Annotated in this window: 18 protein-coding genes and 1 pseudogene; 9 read left to right on the top strand and 10 right to left on the bottom strand. The window is 59.5% G+C overall.

The genetic code is table 11. The annotated features are described in order from the left end of the window. Positions 1-31: 31 nt before the first annotated feature. The 6 genes from AO388_RS24520 (at position 32) to AO388_RS24495 (ending at position 4,864) form a co-directional block, all read left to right on the top strand. Complete coding sequence (locus AO388_RS24520) at positions 32-331, top strand: protealysin inhibitor emfourin (protein ID WP_003364583.1); 300 nt, start codon at positions 32-34, stop codon at positions 329-331. Positions 332-597: 266 nt separating this feature from the next. Next, positions 598-1,227 carry a paraquat-inducible protein A gene (locus tag AO388_RS24515; RefSeq protein WP_044309352.1) on the top strand — a complete coding sequence of 210 codons (630 nt, stop codon included), beginning with the start codon at positions 598-600 and terminating at the stop codon, positions 1,225-1,227. Then, positions 1,224-1,838, top strand: a complete 615-nt coding sequence (locus AO388_RS24510) for a paraquat-inducible protein A (protein ID WP_003364588.1) — start codon at positions 1,224-1,226, stop codon at positions 1,836-1,838. The genes AO388_RS24515 and AO388_RS24510 overlap by 4 nt, the downstream gene beginning before the upstream one ends. Continuing rightward, positions 1,831-3,510 carry a PqiB family protein gene (locus tag AO388_RS24505; RefSeq protein ID WP_003364592.1) on the top strand — a complete coding sequence of 560 codons (1,680 nt, stop codon included), beginning with the start codon at positions 1,831-1,833 and terminating at the stop codon, positions 3,508-3,510. Before AO388_RS24510 ends, AO388_RS24505 begins: the two co-directional genes overlap by 8 nt. Next, the gene (locus tag AO388_RS24500; protein ID WP_044309353.1) at positions 3,507-4,130 is read left to right on the top strand and encodes a PqiC family protein; all 624 of its coding nucleotides are present in this window, start codon (positions 3,507-3,509) and stop codon (positions 4,128-4,130) included. Before AO388_RS24505 ends, AO388_RS24500 begins: the two co-directional genes overlap by 4 nt. 284 nt (positions 4,131-4,414) lie before the next feature. Further along, on the top strand, positions 4,415-4,864 hold the full coding sequence (locus AO388_RS24495; protein WP_054081032.1) for a helix-turn-helix domain-containing protein: 450 nt from the start codon (positions 4,415-4,417) through the stop codon (positions 4,862-4,864). Positions 4,865-4,894: 30 nt separating this feature from the next. Here the strand turns inward: AO388_RS24495 and AO388_RS24490 are convergent, their stop codons facing one another. Continuing rightward, entirely contained in the window at positions 4,895-5,806 is a 912-nt protein-coding gene (locus tag AO388_RS24490; RefSeq protein ID WP_004413849.1) for a LysR family transcriptional regulator, read from the bottom strand. 112 nt (positions 5,807-5,918) lie between these two features. On the opposite strand from AO388_RS24490, the gene AO388_RS24485 reads away from it, so the two are divergent. Both AO388_RS24485 and AO388_RS28140 read left to right on the top strand, forming a co-directional pair. Continuing rightward, positions 5,919-6,755, top strand: a complete 837-nt coding sequence (locus tag AO388_RS24485; RefSeq protein ID WP_058417344.1) for a pirin family protein — start codon at positions 5,919-5,921, stop codon at positions 6,753-6,755. 12 nt (positions 6,756-6,767) lie between these two features. Beyond that, positions 6,768-6,878 (top strand): annotated as a pseudogene (locus AO388_RS28140) (LysR family transcriptional regulator); the annotation flags it as partial. Between the two features lie 13 nt (positions 6,879-6,891). Here AO388_RS28140 and AO388_RS24480 read toward each other — a convergent pair. The 8 genes from AO388_RS24480 to AO388_RS24445 form a co-directional block, all read right to left on the bottom strand. Then, positions 6,892-8,421 (bottom strand): sodium:solute symporter family protein, encoded by a 1,530-nt coding sequence (locus tag AO388_RS24480; RefSeq protein WP_004413851.1) that lies wholly within the window; start codon positions 8,419-8,421, stop codon positions 6,892-6,894. Continuing rightward, positions 8,418-8,678: a hypothetical protein gene (locus AO388_RS24475; RefSeq protein ID WP_003364607.1), complete on the bottom strand. Its 261-nt coding sequence runs from the start codon at positions 8,676-8,678 to the stop codon at positions 8,418-8,420. The genes AO388_RS24480 and AO388_RS24475 overlap by 4 nt, the downstream gene beginning before the upstream one ends. A 146-nt stretch (positions 8,679-8,824) precedes the next feature. Further along, the gene (locus AO388_RS24470; RefSeq protein ID WP_003364609.1) at positions 8,825-9,760 is read right to left on the bottom strand and encodes a choline kinase family protein; all 936 of its coding nucleotides are present in this window, start codon (positions 9,758-9,760) and stop codon (positions 8,825-8,827) included. Continuing rightward, complete coding sequence (locus AO388_RS24465) at positions 9,757-10,710, bottom strand: aminoglycoside phosphotransferase family protein (RefSeq protein WP_058417343.1); 954 nt, start codon at positions 10,708-10,710, stop codon at positions 9,757-9,759. The genes AO388_RS24470 and AO388_RS24465 overlap by 4 nt, the downstream gene beginning before the upstream one ends. Before the next feature lie 10 nt (positions 10,711-10,720). Further along, entirely contained in the window at positions 10,721-12,001 is a 1,281-nt protein-coding gene (locus AO388_RS24460) for a Zn-dependent hydrolase (protein ID WP_058396280.1), read from the bottom strand. Then, complete coding sequence (locus tag AO388_RS24455; protein WP_003364616.1) at positions 11,979-12,737, bottom strand: DeoR/GlpR family DNA-binding transcription regulator; 759 nt, start codon at positions 12,735-12,737, stop codon at positions 11,979-11,981. Before AO388_RS24455 ends, AO388_RS24460 begins: the two co-directional genes overlap by 23 nt. An 80-nt stretch (positions 12,738-12,817) precedes the next feature. Continuing rightward, on the bottom strand, positions 12,818-14,221 hold the full coding sequence (locus AO388_RS24450) for an amidase (RefSeq protein WP_058417342.1): 1,404 nt from the start codon (positions 14,219-14,221) through the stop codon (positions 12,818-12,820). A 310-nt stretch (positions 14,222-14,531) separates the two neighbouring features. After that, the gene (locus AO388_RS24445; protein ID WP_058417341.1) at positions 14,532-16,139 is read right to left on the bottom strand and encodes a M10 family metallopeptidase; all 1,608 of its coding nucleotides are present in this window, start codon (positions 16,137-16,139) and stop codon (positions 14,532-14,534) included. Between the two features lie 464 nt (positions 16,140-16,603). Here AO388_RS24445 and AO388_RS24440 point away from each other — a divergent pair, with 464 nt between their 5' ends. After that, a complete protein-coding gene (locus AO388_RS24440) occupies positions 16,604-17,932 on the top strand; it encodes a sensor histidine kinase (protein ID WP_058417390.1) in 1,329 nt (442 codons plus the stop codon). Between the two features lie 120 nt (positions 17,933-18,052). On the opposite strand, the gene AO388_RS24435 is transcribed toward AO388_RS24440, so the two are convergent. Beyond that, entirely contained in the window at positions 18,053-18,679 is a 627-nt protein-coding gene (locus AO388_RS24435; protein WP_058417340.1) for a glutathione S-transferase N-terminal domain-containing protein, read from the bottom strand. Between the last annotated feature and the right edge of the window lie 3 nt (positions 18,680-18,682).

The raw sequence follows: 18,682 nt of genomic DNA, 5'->3' as shown, positions 1-18,682 counted from the left end.
CCAAGGCATAACCATCAAAAAGGTGCTTGAAATGAAGGTCTGTCTAGTGCAATCCGGCGGTTTTGCAGGTGCAGTCAAACGCTGTGAAGTCGATACAGCGACCCTTGAGCAGCCCGAAGCCGAGCAGTTGCAGCGGCTGGTGAGCGACAGCGGCCTGAACCAGTCCAGCAGTGCTTTTAATGACGAAGCGCGGGACCTGAATCAGTACGAAATCACCATCGAGGATGACGCCAGGGCAATCTGCCTGACGTTCGACGAACACAACGTGCCTGCATCCGCCCGCCAGTTGCTCGGCTTTCTCAAGCAGCGCGTCAAACCCGGCAAGCTCTGAGACAGGCGTTTGTCAAAGGACTCTGGCTGCAGCGATGCCCTTTCGTCGACAGATGGAGGGCATCGCTGCTACCGGATTCGCCACTATTCTCCGCGCATGGAATAATGGCGCAGTGACATGTGAACCACCCGACACCCTGACGGTCAATGATTTGTACCAGCCCGCTAGCGCTGACCGTACAAAAAAAAACGCTTCACACTGCCATTAACGAGGTATCTTTTCGTGCTGCGCGTTCTTACCTCCTTACCTCTGCATCAATGGCGTCGATGAGCACTGTGCATCCTATCGAACACTCTTCCGGCCTGATCATCTGCGAGCATTGCGACTCGCTCTACGAAGCTCACCCTCTGCAACCCGGCGAGGCGGCATTCTGCCTTCGCTGCGAAGCGCTGCTCGGTCGTGGCCATCGGGTGACCATAGAACAGCTATTGGCGTTGACCATCGCCGCAGCCATGCTTTTCCTGTTCGCCAATCTGTTCCCGGTCATCAGCATCAACATGAAGGGCCTGTCCAACGAGGTCACGCTCTGGCAGTCGGTTGAAGCCCTTGCTCAAGGACGAATCACGATCATTGCACTGGTGGCCGGGCTGTCGATCATTTTTGCGCCGCTGCTGCAAATCGTCCTGCTGTTCTGGGTGCTGGTACATGCACACAAGGGCATCGTTGCGCCCGGCTTCAGAACCTGTATGCGTGCGCTTGAGCATTTGCGCCCATGGAGCATGCTCGAAGTGTGCATGCTCGGCATTCTGGTGGCGATCATCAAACTGTCCGGGATGCTTGACGTACACCCCGGCGTCGGCCTTTGGGCCATGGCAATGCTGATGGTGCTGATCCTGCTGATCGCCAACAAGGATATCCGCCGGTTGTGGGATGAACTGGGAGTGCAGCCGCAATGAACGGCATCCCCTTCGCCCATGAACACAAGCTCTGCCTGTGCCACACCTGTGGCTATGCCTGCCAGGAGGACGCTACGCGCTGTCCGCGCTGTGATTCGCCGGTGCACAGGCGCAAGCCCAACAGCATCAGCCGCACCTGGGCGTATCTGATTGCCGCGCTGATTTTCTATATCCCGGCCAACGTACTGCCGGTGATGTACACCAACCTGCTGGGCAACCGCAGCGAAAGCACGATCATGAGCGGCGTCATCGAGTTTTTCGAAAGCGGCTCCTGGGACATCGCCATCCTGATCTTCGTCGCCAGTGTTCTGGTGCCGTGCATCAAGTTTCTGGTGCTCGGCATGCTGCTGATCACCTGCCAGCGTCGCAGCACCTGGGCAATGCGCGAGCGCGCGCGTCTGTACCGTTTCATCGAATTGATCGGTTACTGGTCGATGCTCGATGTGCTGGTTGTAGCCCTTGTAGCGTCTCTTGTTCAGTTTCGTGAGCTCAGCACCATCGAGCCGCGACTCGGTATTCTGTTTTTTGGCTTGGTAGTGGTGATGACGATGTTCGCCGCCATGAGTTTCGATCCCCGGCTTATCTGGGACGCAGAGGTTGAAGATGTCTGATAGTACCCTCCCCCCGCCTGCTTCAGTGCCACGCCCTGAAGTCAAACGTCGTCGCCTGCGTGTCTCGTTGATCTGGCTGGTACCGATCGTTGCTGCGATCATTGGCATATCCATGGCCTTCCATGACTGGATGAACATCGGCCCCAGAATCACTGTCAGCTTCCTGACAGCCGAAGGCCTGGAAGCCAACAAGACCCAGGTCAAATACAAGAACGTGGTCATCGGCATGGTCACGGATATCAGCCTCAGTGAAGACCGCACGCATGTGCTGGCCAACATCGAGCTGAACACCAGTGCTACTCCGTTCACACGGGTCGACAGCCAGTTCTGGGTGGTGCGCCCACGCATCGGCGCACACGGTGTTTCGGGTGTAGACACACTGCTTTCGGGTGCTTTCATCGGCGCCGACGCCGGCAGCGCAGAGGAAACCAAGACCAGCTTCACCGGCCTGGAAACCCCGCCTCCAGTGACCTTTGGCGAAAAAGGCAAGCGCTTCACCCTGCACACTGACGATCTGGGCTCGCTGGACATCGGTTCACCGATCTACTTCCGACGCATTCAGGTCGGTCAGGTGGTAGCTTACGATCTGTCCAAGGACGGCCGCGGCGTCGATATCCAGATTTTCATCAACGCACCGAACGATCAGTACATCACCACTGACACACGCTTCTGGAACGCCAGCGGTGTGGACATCACCGTCGGCGCATCAGGGGTCAAGGTCAATACACAGTCCCTGACCTCGATCATTTCCGGGGGCATCGCCTTTCGCGAGCCCAACTGGAGCCCGGACTCGAAGCCGGCGGACGAGAACGCAGAATTCAAGATATTCGATGACCAGACCACGGCGATGGCACCTCCCGATGGCGAGCCACGCTACATCCGCATGCGCTTCAATCAATCGCTGCGCGGTCTTACGGTCAATGCCGCGGTAGACTTCCTCGGGGTCAATATCGGCAAGGTGGTATCGGTCGATCTGGATTATGACCCGGCCACCAAGACCTTCCCCGGCATCGTTGGCGCGGTGATTTATCCCAAGCGCCTGGGGGCGGCCGAGTCCAAGCTCAAGGAACTCGGCGGCTCGGGTGATGAAGAAGAACAGTCTGCCCGGGTATTGGGCGCCTTCGTGGCCAATGGTCTTCGTGCCCAGGTCCGTAACGGCAACCTGCTGACCGGCCAGTTGTACATCGCCATGGAGTTCGATCCGAAGGCGCCGAAGGTCGCGTTCAACGCCAAGGCCCGACCGCTGGAGATCCCTACCGTGCCGGGCAGCTTCGACAAGCTGCAGGAGCAACTGCAGGCATTCGTCGAGAAGCTCAGCAACTTGCCGATCGACCAACTGGCCGGCAACCTCAACGGCACCCTCAGCGAGTTGCAGAAAACCCTCAAGCAGGTCAACAGCAGCGTGTTGCCGCAGATGCGTGGCACCTTGCAGCAGGCCGAGAAAACCCTGGGCACTGCCAACGACTCGTTCGCCGAAGATTCACCGGCGCGTCAGCAACTGGGCCAGGCCATGGATGAAGTGCAACGTACCGCGCGTTCGGTGCGGGTCCTGACCGACTTCCTCAGCCGCCATCCTGAGTCGTTGATTCGCGGCCGCACGGGCGATGCTGCCCCACGCTCGTTCAACGCCCCGTCCTCGTCCCGAGCCATTGATCCGGAGCCAAAACAATGACCTTGCGCCTGAAACTGGTGGTACTTGCCGCAGCACTGGGCCTGGGTGCCTGCACATCGACACAGACCCACTACTACACGCTGATCGCGCCAATGGGCGCGACGAGCGCTGCCACCAGCAAACCCATGCCGTTCCAGTTCGAGATGCTGCCGGTCATCATGCCGGTGCAGGTCGACCAGCCGCCGCTGGTGGTTCGTCAGGGTAACGGCAGCCTGGCCATTCTGGACACTGAACGCTGGGGATCACCGCTGGGCGACGAGTTTCATGACGCGCTGACCCCGCAGCTGGAGCGCCGTTTCGGCAGCCGCGACATGGCCGGTTTGCCAAAGAACAGCGATCAGCCAACGCTGTCGATCCGTACGGACGTCAGGCGCTTCGAGTCGATGCCCGGCAACTACGCACTCATTGATGTGGTGTGGACACTCGGCCTTCGCGACGCCGGTGCCACGGCGGGCAGCAAACGGCAGAGCCTGACCTGCAGCAGCGTGATCCGCGAGCAGGCCGGTGAAGGCATGGAAAATCTCATCATTGCTCACCAGAAAGCGGTTGCCCAACTGGCGGACAAGATCGCCACCACGGCAGCGCGCTGGACCGCACAGCCTGGTTCTCGCTGCCTGTAAACCTCTCGGGAGGCCTGCGCACAAGGCCTCCCGATTTCGCTGCATTCGGCCTGAAACCCTTCTGCCAGCCGCCTGGACGTCGCAGCTCAGAAGCGTTCAATTCCGTACAAAAATGTATCACCCTGACTGATTCCTACGTACACTCTGCCGCCTGTCTGGCACGTTAGTACCTGATCGGACCGAACACGCAACCTCTCGCCTTTGCCGGGATGTCTGATCAGTCGATGCCGGAAACGCTTGTTAACCCTGGCTGTAGCGATGCACAGTTTATCGAGGACAAACGGATGACAGGGATCGGACCACGGCTGAAAAAGGAACGTTTGCGCCTCAAGCTTTCGCAAAGCGCACTGGGCGCGATAGGTGGCGTGGAAACCAACGCTCAGGGCAATTACGAGAACGGCGTCCGCTCTCCCCGTGCGGATTATCTGTCCAGCATTTCGAATGCCGGCGTTGATGTGGCCTATGTGGTCACCGGCCTCAGCGCTACGCATAACGTCCCCACTGTCATAACGTCGGACAGCCCCAGCTGCGCCCCGCTCAACCGCGTCGTCGAACGCTTGCACGGCAACCTGCACGACGTGACCCAGAACCTTTACCTGTTCACCCGCCTGATCGAATCGAATCCAGGCGTTGGCAATGTGGACAGCAATCAGCTGGAAAACATCAAGAACGACGCCGAAGCGATCACCGTCGCCACCGTTCGGCTGATCTATATGACGTCACGAATCAAGTAACGCGCAAGTATCGCGTGCCGCCAAGGCTGCTCATTGCGCCGCAAACGCCTTGTCCCTTAGTTTCTCCATCACCAACGCAATAAATGCCGACACCGCTGGCGGCAGATGTTGCCGACTGGGGTAAAGCACATGCAAACCATGGCTGGTGCGCTGGTACTGCGCCAGTACCGGCACCAGTCGGCCATCCCGCAGATCCGAGCGGATCAGCGTCGCTGGCAACAACGCGATACCGAGCCCGGCAAGGGTCGCCTTGCGCAACGCCTGCGCGGTGTTGGCATTGAACCGGCTGGCAATGTGCACCTCATGCATCTTCGCGTCCGGCCCGAGCAACCGCCAGGCTGTGACGCCACCGCGATGCGCTGCGCTGACACAATAATGGCTGTGCAGGCTCTGCAGGGAATCAGGCATGCCGTAAGCGGCAATATAAGTCGGACTGGCGACCATCGTGTCATGACTTTCATCGATCAATTGCCGCCCAACGTATCCCGAGTCCTGCAAGGGGCCGCCCCGAAAGGCGATGTCCAGCCTGTCAGCGATCAGGTCAGCGTGATCATCACTGAGCACGAACTCCAGTTGAACGCGCGGGTAGCGGGCAAGAAAACCGGCCACCCAGTCCATCGAGAAAAAGTCGAAGAAATCAGCCATCGCTGCGATACGTACCAGACCACCCGGCTCATCACGCCCTGAAGCAAGCTGTTCTGCGGCCTCCATCACTCCGTCGACCGCACCGACGCAACGGCCGTAGAAATCCTCTCCAGCCTGAGTGAGCACCAGCTTACGCGTCGATCGCTGCAACAGGCGAGTGTCCAGCTGCATTTCCAGTTGCTGAACCCTGCGGCTGATCGTATTGGAAGGCATGCCCAAGTGCCTTGCTGCCTGGGCAAAACTGCCGCTGCGCACCACCTGCACAAACAGGGCAACGTCATTGAGATCGAACACCATGCCCGGATTCCTTCAATTTATGGATCAGTCCAAGCCAACTATACCGGCTAATCAAGCAATCCATTGACGCTTATTCTTGGCGCTCAGGCATCAAGGCCCAGAGGAGAACGCCATGAACAGCATCGCCAGTATTCGGCCACGCGCCATTACCCATCGCACTACCGGCAAAACCCGCGGGCCGATCACCCGACTGGTGAGCCCGGGCGATCTGGGTCAATTGTTGAAGCCTTTCGTGTTTCTGGATCGAATCGGCTTCACGTCCGAGCCGGGGAAAACAGGATTCGGCATGCACCCGCATTCGGGTATCGCGACGCTGACCTACATGATCGAAGGCGAACTCACCTATGAAGACACCACCGGCAAATCCGGAGTACTGCCGAGCGGCGGTGTGGAATGGATGAACGCCGGCAATGGCGTCTGGCATGACGCCCAACCAATCAGCGGTTCGGCAGTCAGGGGCTTTCAGCTATGGGTCGCACTGCCCGCCGCGCAGGAAAATGGCCCGGCACAAAGCGTATACCTGTCGGCAGCGCAGGTTGCGCAACAAGGCCCGGCAAACGTGCTTCTGGGACGCTATGGCAGCGCAAAAAGCAGCCTGCCGGCACCGGAAGGCATGAATTATCTGGCAGTACAGCTCAAGGATGGCGAGCACTGGCGCTATACACCACCCGCTGGCCATAGCGTGGGCTGGCTGGCAGTCCACACCGGACAGCTGGACGCAGGCGGCCCGATCGGCGCGGGTGAGCTGGTGATTTTCGAGGAATCGGATCGCCCCATCGACATCGTCGCCAAGGGTGATGCCCACTTCGTGCTGGGATCGGCAGTCAAGCACCCGCACGACCTGGTCACAGGCTACTACTCGGTACACACCAGCAAAGCCGCGCTGATTCAGGGCGAGCTGGAGATAGAACGCATTGGCGCACTGTTGCGCGAGGAAGGCAGGCTCTGATTAAGCAGCCTCCTGTTCGAGCCTTGGTGGCAGCGCTTTACCAGGCCGTATCTGTACGACCCGGGGCGCCGCTACCTGCCCTCGCCGCTGAGGGCTTTCATCGACTTTATCAATGCGCGCTGAGCCACAGGCAGCGTCAGCTCATCGCCACAACCGGACCCACGCCACGCCGAGCTGGCGCCGCCATGGCGAACAACTCATCGACGCGTCTGACTTCATCCGCACTCGGTTTGATGGCAACGGCACAGGCAACGAAGATGCCCGCATTGAAAATCAGACCGACGATGCCACTGGTCAACGAGCCCAGTGCCGGAATGTCATCCGGGTAGATCGTGGTCAGCACGATGGCGATCACGATCCCCACCAGCATGCCGGCAATCGCGCCCTGCTTGTTGCCATGACGACTGAACACGCCGAAAAACAGCGGCACGGCCAACTGGATGATGCCCTGATAGGAAATCTGCGCCAGCAATTGCAGGCGGGCATAGTCGAAGGTCAGGTAGGCCAGCAATGAGGCCGCCGCAATGAACACCACCATGCCGACCTTGGCGAGAATGGTCTTCTCGCGATCACTGCGCGGCTTGCTCCAGGTCGCCAGGTCATTGGCAAACTGCGTACCGCACACCTGCACGCAGCCGTCGACATGGCCGATACTGGCTGCCAGTACGATCATGATTGCCACGCCGAGCAGCCATGGCCCGCCGATGTCGAACAGGGACAGGAACCAGCCGTGTTGCGGATGAGCGGCAACGTTCGGGTCCTGGCTGATCGCCGCGGCGAAGAGCATAAGAATCCCGTAAAAGCCGCCTACCAGCAGGATGGTCAGCAGCGTGCCCTTCTTCACCGAGCGCACGCCGCTGGCGGTGTAGATACGCTGAAAACTCATCGGCCAGCACATCGAGCCGATCACGCCGGTAAAGATCAGGCTGAACATGTACATCGGCCCATAGGTACTGCCTGCTCCGCCAGGAATCACCAGCATGCTGGCGGGCAACTGCGACAGGTTGCTGAACGACGCCTGCGCACCGAACAGCAGGAAGATGCACAGCGCAGCGCACAGTACGTAGGCGATCAAACCTTGATACATGTCGGTCATGATCAGGCCGCGCATGCCCATGCTCACCGTCCAGTACTGACGAATCAGGATCACCACCACCCCGACCAACAGGCAGGTGGTCACGCCCCAGCGGCCGAAGCTGGCGAACTGAAAAAGCGTCGCCAGGGCCTGAATCCCCATCACCACCCAGGGGAATACCGAGATGATGCCGATGATCGACGCAATGCGTTTGACCACGGGACTGTTGAAGCGCATCCCCAGCAAATCCGGTTGGGTGGTCAGGTTGAAGCGCTTGCCCCAGGTCCAGGCACGGTTGGCCATCAGGTACATCGCAGTCACGCCCAGCGTGGCGTAGACCATGCCGTAAAAGCCCAGCGCGCCACCGACCGACAAGGCGAAAAACGCTGTGAACGTTGCGCCCGGCCACCAGGAGTTGGTGTAGCACATGGCGATGAACCACGGCCCGTAAGAGCGGCCACCCACGGCGTAATCGGAAAAGCTCTCGCTCTTGCGGTTCGTCGCGTACAGCACCGCAATCATGCCCGCCAGAAATACACCGATGAGGCCGAAGGTGATGTAAAGATCCGAAACCATAGTCGTACTGATCATTGCCCGTCCCCCTCTTGTGGAATTTCACCCAGCAGCGACTCGACCACGTAGAGCATCCACAGGCCCAGCCCCATGAGCACCGCGATCAGAATCCAGTAGAAGATCGGCAGCGGAATGCCGAGCACCAGCACGCTGCTGCCGCTGACTTTGAGGTAAAACGGCGGAAACAGCGCCATCATCAACAGCGCGAAGAAGTACAGGCCAAACACCAGATTCTTCAGGCGGCCGGGGGTAGAAAGGGACGGAACGTTACTCATGGAGTGCTCCTTGAATTTCAGGATCTGGCTATGGATAAGTGATCGGATAAAACTCAAGCAGTGAAAGAAACACGCGGTTACCCGCTACTTTTTTATTATTGAAGTACTTGTTTTACGTATTCGAAGGCTCACAGGACGAGATCGACTCAGACCTGCCGCAGCCAGGTTTCCCATTGCGAATCATTGATGATGCTGCGCGCCCGCATGTGCTTCCAGGTGCCGTACTTGTAAAAGTCGAAGTCCAGTTGCGACACCGCGTGCTGCACCATCGCCCAGGTCGACCATTTGATGTCGGCCAAGGCCTTGTTGAGCTTGATCCGCGCGACGGTCTGCGCGCTGACCTGGCCGAAGTAGTCCTCAATCAGCGCCAGCTCCATGTCGTCGCTGAAAAACATCTCGCCGAACCACAGCGCCAATTCGTAATGGCGGTCGTTGTTGGAGGCGTACTCGAAATCCACCAGGCGAATCTGGCGATCCGCATTAAGCATGAAGTTGCCTGCCAGCGTGTCGTTCATGCACGGCGCCAAGTCGATCCCGGAAGCCTGCAGCGCAGCCTTTGCGCGCTGATATTGCAGACACAGCCAGTCGTCATCCTGAGGCTTGATACCCTTGAGCTCGGCCACCTGGCTCTGGTGCTCGGTGATCATGTCGAACACGGTCTTGGTCTGTTGCAGCAGCGGCTGATCGTTGAACGCCTTGAGCCCGCGCAAGGCACTGTGGCGTATGTCGCGTTGCAGGAAGTCATGGTTGGACGACGCCCGCCAGCCCTCCATGAACTCGAACACCTCGACACCGAAGGCTTCGAGGAAAGCGAAAACCGGCGCGCCATACCCGGTTTGCGCAGCCTTCACACTGGCCTCGTGGGCGGTGTGACGGTCGATGAACATCTCTGTACCGACGCCTGGCACCTTGAAGAAATAAGCCGTGTCCGCACCCTCGACCTCGACCCGCCAGTTGGTATTGGAAATGCCGCCACTGACCGGCTCGTAGTCAACGCGGCGGCCTTGCCAGCTGTCGATGCTGCGCACGGCGGCTTCCAGTTGTCGTTCCTGGGTACTGACCGACTGCCCTAACGTTTTCATGCTCTACCCTCCTGAACCTGACGCATCCAGCCTTCCAGCCGCGGGTCCTGAACGCACTGTCGGCAGCGCAACAGCGTCCATTGCCCGACCTTGGAAAACTCCAGTGGCCGCGAGGACGTGGTACCGGCCCAAAGCCCCCACAATGTCCAGTACCAGTCGTTGATCAGCGCATACAGACGGCACACGGCGTAGTCGATTTCCAGGCATTGTCCGGCCCACGCGCTGATCCCCTCGCGCCACTGACGCTCGAACGAATAAAGCTCATTGAGGGTAATCGCCACGTCGTACCACGGGTCCATGCAGCCACCGTAGTCAAAATCCACCAGACGCAACTGGCCTTCGCTGGACACCATGACGTTGCTGGACACTCCGTCACCGTGCAGCGGAACTGCTTGCACGGCGTGGCTCTGCAGCGCCTGGCAGGCCATGTCGACGCAGCGGTCGATCCATTGATGCTCGGCAGGCAGCGCAACGTTATCGCGCCCGCACAAGGTGCGAAGACGCTCGATATCCGCCATCGGCGAGCGCACGGCATCAGGCACAGGTCCGGCATGCACCTGCCGTTTGAGTGCCCATAGCGCTGCAAGCCGACCGGGTGCGAGCAGATCGTCGAGCCGCGCAGCTCGCCAGTTCGAACCCAGGTCCTCGAAGATCAGCACGCCATTGGCCTGGTCTGCGCCAAGCAGACGCGGTGCCGCCGTACTGCGGCCGGCACATTCGCTGGCCTGGGCTACCGTGTCGAAATCGATCAGTTGCGCCATGTCGGCATGCAGAACCTTGGCGTAGCAACCGCCCTGCGCGCTACTGACCCGAAAGCCTGCCCACTCGGTCGACAATCTCGAAGGCGAGGCCACGCCCTGCGTCACGTTCTCGATCTCGGCGTCCTCAGCGAACCCGCAAGGTGCCAGTGCGCTGCGCAGGCGTGTGGTCAGGTCGTCGGCATATGACATGCTCAGCCCCTCAATTAAATGACGCGGATGAGGTGCAAGCCCGATGCAACAGACCGGTCAGCATGCGCAAACCGTTGTGCATGTCCTGATCGCTGGTGTACTCGGCCTCATTATGAGAAACGCCATTGCTGCTGGGGATGAACAGCAGGCACACGGGATAGCGCCGGTTCAGACTGATCGCATCGTGACCGGCGACGGTCATGCTGTCGGTGGTCGACAAACCCAGCTCAGCGCCTACGCCATGCGCCAGTGCAGCGAATCCGTCATGCAGCCTGGCAGGCGAGCGCAAGACGCTGCTTTCCACTTCAAACGCGGTCATGGTCTTGTCGGCGATCGCGTGCAGCGTTGCATCCAGGCGTTCCGAGGCAGCACTCAGCAGATCGACGTCGCGGGAGCGGTACTCGATGAGCAGCGACACCCGCGAAGGCACGACGTTGGGCGAATTGGGGTAGACCTCGATACGTCCTACCGAACTGTGCATCTGCACGCCGTGCTGCAAGGCTTCGTCATGCACCGCAGTGATGGTGTGTGCAGCAGCCAGCAACGCATCCCGGCGCGCGGCCATGGGCGTGGGGCCGGTGTGATTCTGCTCGCCATCGAAACGCACTCGCCGTTTCAGCGCGGCCCAGGTCTCGCGCACTACGCCGATAGCCGTCTGGCTGCTTTCCAGGCCAGCACCCTGCTCGACATGAATCTCGACATACCCGGCAATGTTCACATCAACCTGATCGTTGCCCAGATACCCGATGGCCTGCAGGGCGTCCTTGAGACGGATGCCATCACCATCGCGGCTTTCCCAGGCGTCGTTCAGCTTCAAGGCACCGGTGAACACGCCACTGCCGATCAGGCTCGGCTGAAAGCGCGCGCCCTCCTCGTTGGTCCAGTTGACGACCGCCAGATTACAGCGTGGGACTTCGCCACGCTCAAGCAATTGCCGCGTCAGACTGGACACCGCCACGGCGCCGGCAAGCACGCCGTATACGCCATCGAAACGCCCGGCACTCGGCTGGCTGTCCAGGTGCGAACCGCAGAGCAGATAAGGCGCGTCAGGATCAAAGGTCATGAGGCCAAACAGGTTGCCCACCGCATCGATACGGACTTCGAAGCCGTGCGCGTCGAGCCAGTCCCGAAACAGGTCGCGTACCTGACCGTCTTCGACCGAAGCCGCCAGCCGATGCAAACCACCGGCGGGTGTGGCACCGATCGCCGAGCTTTGCCGAAACAATGCTTCGAACGCTGCCAGATCAGCTGCGCCCGGCTCGATCAGTTCAGGAATAGAGGGTGTCGACATGATCTTTCTCCAGGCGTGTCGCAAACTCGTCGGATAGCGCGCGATTAGTGACCAGGGTCGTGATCGCGGCAAATGGCAGGGTGTTGATAAAGGTGCGATGACCGAACTTGCCATCGTCAGCCAGCACAACGCTGCGCGTGCAATGCCTGACCAGCGTTCTGCGCAACATGGCTTCTGGCTCCTGGTAATCCATCAGGCCAAAGTCCAGGTCAATGCCGCCGATGCCCATGAAGGCAATGTCGTAGTGAAACTGCCGAGCGAATTCCAGCGTATGGGGACCGATCAAGGCGTTGTCGGTGCGCCGCACATCACCGGGCGCAACCAGAACCTGATTGTCGCTCTGGTGCGATATCAACTGGGCGATGTCCAGCGAATTGGTGATGATCTTCAACTGACTGAACCGGGTCAGTTGCTGGGCCAGCGCCAGCGTCGAGGTGCCGGTGTCGAGGAAGATGGCCATGCCTTCGCTGACCAGCTGCGCAGCACGCACGGCGATGCCCGCCTTGGCGCGAGGCTTGAGCCTGCTGCGCTCCTGCAACGGCAATTCTTCGCTGGACCTGGGCAGAATCGCGCCACCGTGAATGCGCCTTAACCTGCCCTCTTCCTCCAGATGCTTGAAGTCGCGGCGGATGGTCTCTTCGGAGACAAACAGCAATTGTGCAAGGTCCGACGCCTTGACCCGCTGCTGTTGAGCGAGCAGGCGCATGATTTCGTCCAGACGCGGCTGATTGAGCATGGGGGTGACATTCCGTTGCAAAGTGATGACTCCAGTGTCCGGGCCGTTGGGCCCCTGATCCGTGTGCGAGAGCGACATGTCTATTGCCCCGAAACCGGTGGCAGGTGCTGATCCCAGGGCGCAATGGCTTCTACAGCGACACAGAACTGCAGCACCTGGGCATCGGCAAAGCGTGGACCTACGACTTGCAGGCCGATCGGCAACCCCTCGGAGCTCCAGCCACAAGGCAGGTTGGCGGCCGGGTTGCCGGTGATGTTGAAAGGGTAAGTGAACGGCGTCCAGCGCGCCCACGGCACAGCGCCGTCCTGCCCGGCATAGCCCACGGGGGCGACATCGTCTGCGGCAAACGGCAGGATCGGCAGCGTGGGCATGAGCAGCAGATCGTAATCTTCAAACAGCGCGTGCACCTGATTGGCGAACGCCGCACGCTGTTGAAGAGCCTGCAGATAATCACTCAGGCTGTACTGGGCAGACCGCTTGATCAGATCGGCAAAGCCGGGATCGAGCTGGTCCAGTTTCTGCGCAAGCGCCTTGCCATAGGCAATACCGCGCCCGGCGACCCACAGGGTTTCGAAGGTCGCCAGCGGGTCATGCCAATCCGGTTTGAGTGTGCTGACTGTGACGGGCAGCGACCTGGCGATAGTACCCACGGCGGCATCAACCGCTGCTGCGACTTGCGCATCGACTGGCGTGTCGAACAGCGTCGGGCAGAAACCGATGCGCAAGGGTTTCAGCGGCTGGTCGCAACGGGCCAGAAAGGACTCGTCAGGGGCTGGCAGCGCCTGATGATCCAGTGGATCGGGGCCCGACAGAATGTCGAACAGCAATGCGCTGTCGCGCACGGTGCGGGTGATCGGTCCGGCATGACTGAGCATCTCGGTGGCCGACCAGGGCCAGGTGGGAATACGGCCCAGCGTGCCCTTGAGGGCAAATGCGCCACAGAACGAGCCCGGAATACGTACCGAGCCGCCACCGTCGGAGCCCAGTGCGGCTGGCACCATTCGCGCCGCCACGGCAATGGCCGAACCGGAGCTGGAGCCGCCGCTGGTGAGGTTCGGGTCCCACGGGTTGCGCCCGTTGCCGAACACCCGCGACGTACTGGCGCCCGTCCAGCCGAACTCGGTGGTCGCGGTCTTGCCAAGAATGATCGCGCCAGCGTTTTTGAGGCGACGGATGATGGGTGCGTCCTGAACCGGCACCGACTCCAGCGCAGTCAACGACCCCCGCGTGGTGCGCAGCCCTGCGGTGGAAAAGAGATCCTTGATGCCAAAGGGTACGCCGTGCAGCGGCCCGCGCACCTCACCGCGCTGCAGTTCGGCTGTCATGCCTGCGGCCTGTTCAAGCGCCGCCTCGGCATACACATCACCAAATGCATTCAGTGTGGAATTGTGGGTTTCAATCGCTGAAAGGCACAACTCGGTCAAGCGTATCGGCGTCAGGCCCCCTTCGCGAACAAGCGTGGCAGCTTCAATCACGTTAGGCATGGAAGATGGCTTGGACTCAATCAAAGCAGATACCTCTCAGACACTTATGCGCAATGCACGGCACCAACGGCTGTCGGGGCATTACATTCAGCAGGCCCTTATGAGTCAAGTGGGTTTTGTTGGATATATTGAATTTGTGGTTTTAAATTTTGTAACAGCACCGTCACGGTGCCAAAAAACGCGCAAAACGCTGCCTCGCCCAATTGCGGTGCGCGATTAAAACCAGAAAAGAAGGGGAAAGTCGGCGGGAAAGGACTGCGCCTGTCAGCGGCGCAGTCCTGTCATTGTGATCGGTCTTTCAGGTCAGCGATCAGACCGCCAGATCGTGGGCATGGAACTCGGTGACGCCAACCAGCTGGATTTCAAAGTCCGCATGTAGGTCAGCGTTGACGTTGCCGGACAGCACATGATCAGCGAAACGCAGCTGGCCAGCGCCAGTGAACTCGCCGCTGCCGATGAAGCTGAAAGCATTGAGGGCCTTGGTGTCCACGTTGGCATCCATTTTCAGGAAGCTCAGTTTGTCGCCTTGCTGGCTATTGAAGTCGGTGATCACGTCGCTGTTGTGGCCTTTGCCCATTTCCGACAGATCGTTGAACACGAAACGGTCAGCACCGCTACCACCAGTCATGATATCGGCGCCCTGACCGCCCACCAGTTTGTCATTGCCGGCACCGCCGAACAGAACGTTGTCCGCATCATTACCGGTCAGGGTGTTGTTGCGGTCATTGCCCAGCACGGTGAATGCACCCTCGCCTTTGAGATGCACATTCTCGAAGTTCGCCAGCGTCCCGGCATTGAGGTTGATCACCTGTGCAATGGGCGAGGTATTGTCGTAAGTGATCTTCAGCGTATCGACGCCTTGATCGGCCTTTTCCTGAACAAGGTCCAGTTCGCCGACCTGATCGATGACGTAGGTATCGTTGCCCAGTCCGCCGATCATGGTATCCAGACCACCGCGGCCATTGAGCACGTTATCCAGATCGTTGCCGATCAACGTGTCATTGAAGGCAGAACCTATGGCGTTTTCGATGTGCGCACCGTAGGCAATCGCCAATCCGGAATTCATCAGCGTGGGTGCGTCAGGGTTCGCGTTGTAATCGAGAAACGCCTTGCCGATAGTGCTGAACTCACCCTCGTTGAGGTTGATTTTCACCGAAGCTTCCTGATTGCTGGCATCGATGGTGTCTTTGCCGCCAGCGTCCCAGATGGTCTCGAATACCGATTGCCCGGGCGCCCACTTATAGACGTCGTCGCCAGTGTGATAGTGGGTGTTGGCACCGTATATAAACTGCATGGCCGCGACATCGAGCAGCATCGGCGTGGTGGGCTTGAAGCTGTAATTGTTGGTGTAGCTCATGATGGTGTAACGCGCATCTTCGAATTTGGCATCGAGCAGGACATCGTTGTACTGCGAGCCTTCGAACGAATGCTTCAAGCCCAGTGCATGACCGGTTTCATGCATGAACGTGAGGTAATCGTCCGTGCCCTTGGCTGGATCGGCCGCGTTGACGTTCGGTCCGATCCAGACATCGCCGGAGCGGCCCAGCGTGCCCGGCGCGTAAGCCTGGCCAAACTCGGTGCCTTGCAGGCCCTTGAAGCCGCCGAAGCGAATGTCTCCGACATTATCGGGGGTGTCCTGAACCTCGGTGAACTTGATATCAGCCACCGCGCTCCAGGCATCCAGTGCGCTTTTTGCGGCTGCCGCCTGGGCGTCGGTCAGCGAATAGGCATCGCCGGGTTCCTGAGAGCGACTGTAGTCAGTGGCATAGACAGAGTCGGCCCGATGAAAACTGTAAGTCAGATGGGTACCGGAAGAATCCCCGAGCCAGAATGGCCCCCATAGCAGACTGGTAACTCGGTCGTCGGCAGCCCCCTCGGGCAAGAGTTCGGCAGGACTTGATTCATTTGGGCCGGGCATCGGCGTTGCTCCTGAAGAATACAGACGTTAGTGATAGGCCAACGATCTTTGCCAGCGCAAAAACCGGACAGCAGTTTATTACACAGCACACATAATATGGACATAATAAGTTACAAAAATAGCGTTCAGAACGGCCGGTTCATTACTCTCAATACCTGCCAACTTCTTATGACGAGTGAACTTTAACTTCTATTACAAGTGCCATTTAATAGCGCGTCGCCATATAGGGTTCGGAGCACCAGCCAAGACAGTAAGAAGTGACTGTTTCGAGGGTATTCGAACACGATCGGAACGCCCTTCGATTGCGCAGGATTGCTTCACTGCGTGTCGAGGGGGGAGGCTGAATAAAGGGGACATCGTTCAAACCTGCGCACGCCGAGCTGATTTATGCGGCGTATACCTTGCTGCACTCTATGGATCATAGGCATCATAAGACCCAATTTCATCCGATCGCGGTGCGCCCCATGACCCACCACCCTGCGCCACTCCCCGCCAGCGAGGAAGAACGAGTCCTGTCTCTTGAGCATCTCAAGATACTGGACAGTGCTCCCGAGCAAGACTTCGACGACATTGTGCTGCTCGCCACCACATTGTGCGACGCGCCCATCGCGCTGGTTTCGCTGGTTGACCGAGAACGCCAGTGGTTCAAGGCCTGCATCGGCCTGGACGTGCAGGAGACGCATCGCGACCTGGCATTCTGCGCCCACGCCATCCTGCAGCCTTCCGATGTGCTGGTGGTGGAAGACGCAACCACTGACCCTCGCTTCAGAGAGAGTCCGCTGGTGCTCGGGCCTCCCTACATCCGTTTTTATGCAGGTGCGCCGATTCGTACCGAGGCCGGTCATGCGCTGGGCACCGTCTGCGTGATCGACATCTGGCCGCGCGTACTGAGCGAACAGCAACGTCGTGCCCTGCTGGCACTGGCGCGGCAAACCGCAGCCCTGATGCAATACCGCCTGGTCTCGGAGCAACGTGACCAGCACGCCGCCGAACTGGCGCTGGGGCTCGAAAGCGCACAGAGCCAAAGCCTGGCTCTGGAGCGCAATTTGCGCCAGTCGCAACGGGTGTCTTCGCTGGGCATGCTCACGGCAAGCATCGCTCATGACTTCAACAACCTGCTCCAGGCACTGAGTGCCAGCCTGCAACTGATCCGCATGCGCTCACGCCGCCCTACCGACGTCGAGACGCTCAGCGATACCGGACTGCGAGCAGTGGATCACGGTCGCCACCTGGTGACTCGCCTGCTCAACAGCGTTCGCCATGACGGTCCCGAACTGATCTGCATCGATGTCAGCGAACGGATCGATGCCGCGCGTGACCTTCTGTTGCGTTCGGCAGGCGACACGCTGGACCTTTCATTCGACCTGTCCGCCCGAGGCTGGGGCGTGTTGTGCGCAGAAGCGCAATTGCATACCACCTTATTGAATCTGCTGAGCAATGCGCGTGATGCAATTTCAGGCCCCGGCAAGGTGCATATCTCGACCCGGCTGGAGTCCATCAAGGAAGACCCGCAATTCCCGGAAGGCGATTATCTGGTACTCAGCGTGAACGATAACGGGCCTGGCATGACAGCCGAGCTCAAGGAGCAGATCTTCGAACCTTTCTTCACGACCAGAAGTGCCGACCCGGGTGCCGGGCTCGGCCTTGTTCAGGTGCAGGAGTTCGCGGTAAATGCCGGCGGAGGCGCACGCGTCGAAACAGCACCGGGAAGCGGTACTACGGTGCATCTCTATTTGAGAATACTGGGGCCGATCAGTGCAACCAACGCGCCAGCCCACATAACCGAACATTAACAACAGCTCATCGCCAGCGAGGCGTGGTTACTTCAGGCACGCTTTGAATTAAAAGGGCCGAACATTCAATGTTCGGCCCTTTTAATTTTATAACCTGCGTCATCATTAACGTCGGGTGTTTCATGGCCAATGGCGTCTTATGACCGCGTTGACCAACGGCTCAGCCTCAACCCGTAACAACAACGCATGAAAATCCGGTCGGGCGTTATGCAGGTGCTCCCGGGCGCCACTCCATCGCGTCACGACAGAGGCCAGAATCTCCACTGCGCCGGGTGAATCGCAACGCCAAACCCCGGCATCAGCAAACAGGTCGGCAAACGTCTCCCAGTTTTGATGCAACCGCCTCCGGGCGCCCGCTTCGAGCAGCCTCTCCAGCCCATCGTCGGCACTCGTCAGCCAGCGCTGCGGGTAATCAATGATCCCGATGGCGGCATAGCAGTTGGCTGCCATGTAAACCAGCGCGCGAAGCGCTTGAGCACGCTGCGCGGAATCGCCAGGCAGAAGCCCGGAACCTGGGTACTCCAGGCCCAGATGGATCAGGATCGCAGCGCTTTCAGTGAGTACCGAGCCATCGGCGAGCACCAACGTGGGAACTTGCATCAACGGGTTGACCCGCCTCAACGCCTCCTTGCCTGGCCCCTCCTCCCATCCACAGGCGTTGCACACTGTAAAAGGTACCGAGCAGCGCTGAAGCGCTATCTCGATAGCCGCTGAACCCGAACGTTCCGTGCCGAAAAGCGTGTACATGCC

It is taken from the genome of Pseudomonas sp. ICMP 10191 (assembly GCF_001467335.1).
Classification (GTDB): domain Bacteria; phylum Pseudomonadota; class Gammaproteobacteria; order Pseudomonadales; family Pseudomonadaceae; genus Aquipseudomonas; species Aquipseudomonas cerasi.
The sequence above is the reverse complement of the archived record's forward strand: the minus strand, read 5'-3'. Positions and strand labels throughout refer to the sequence as shown.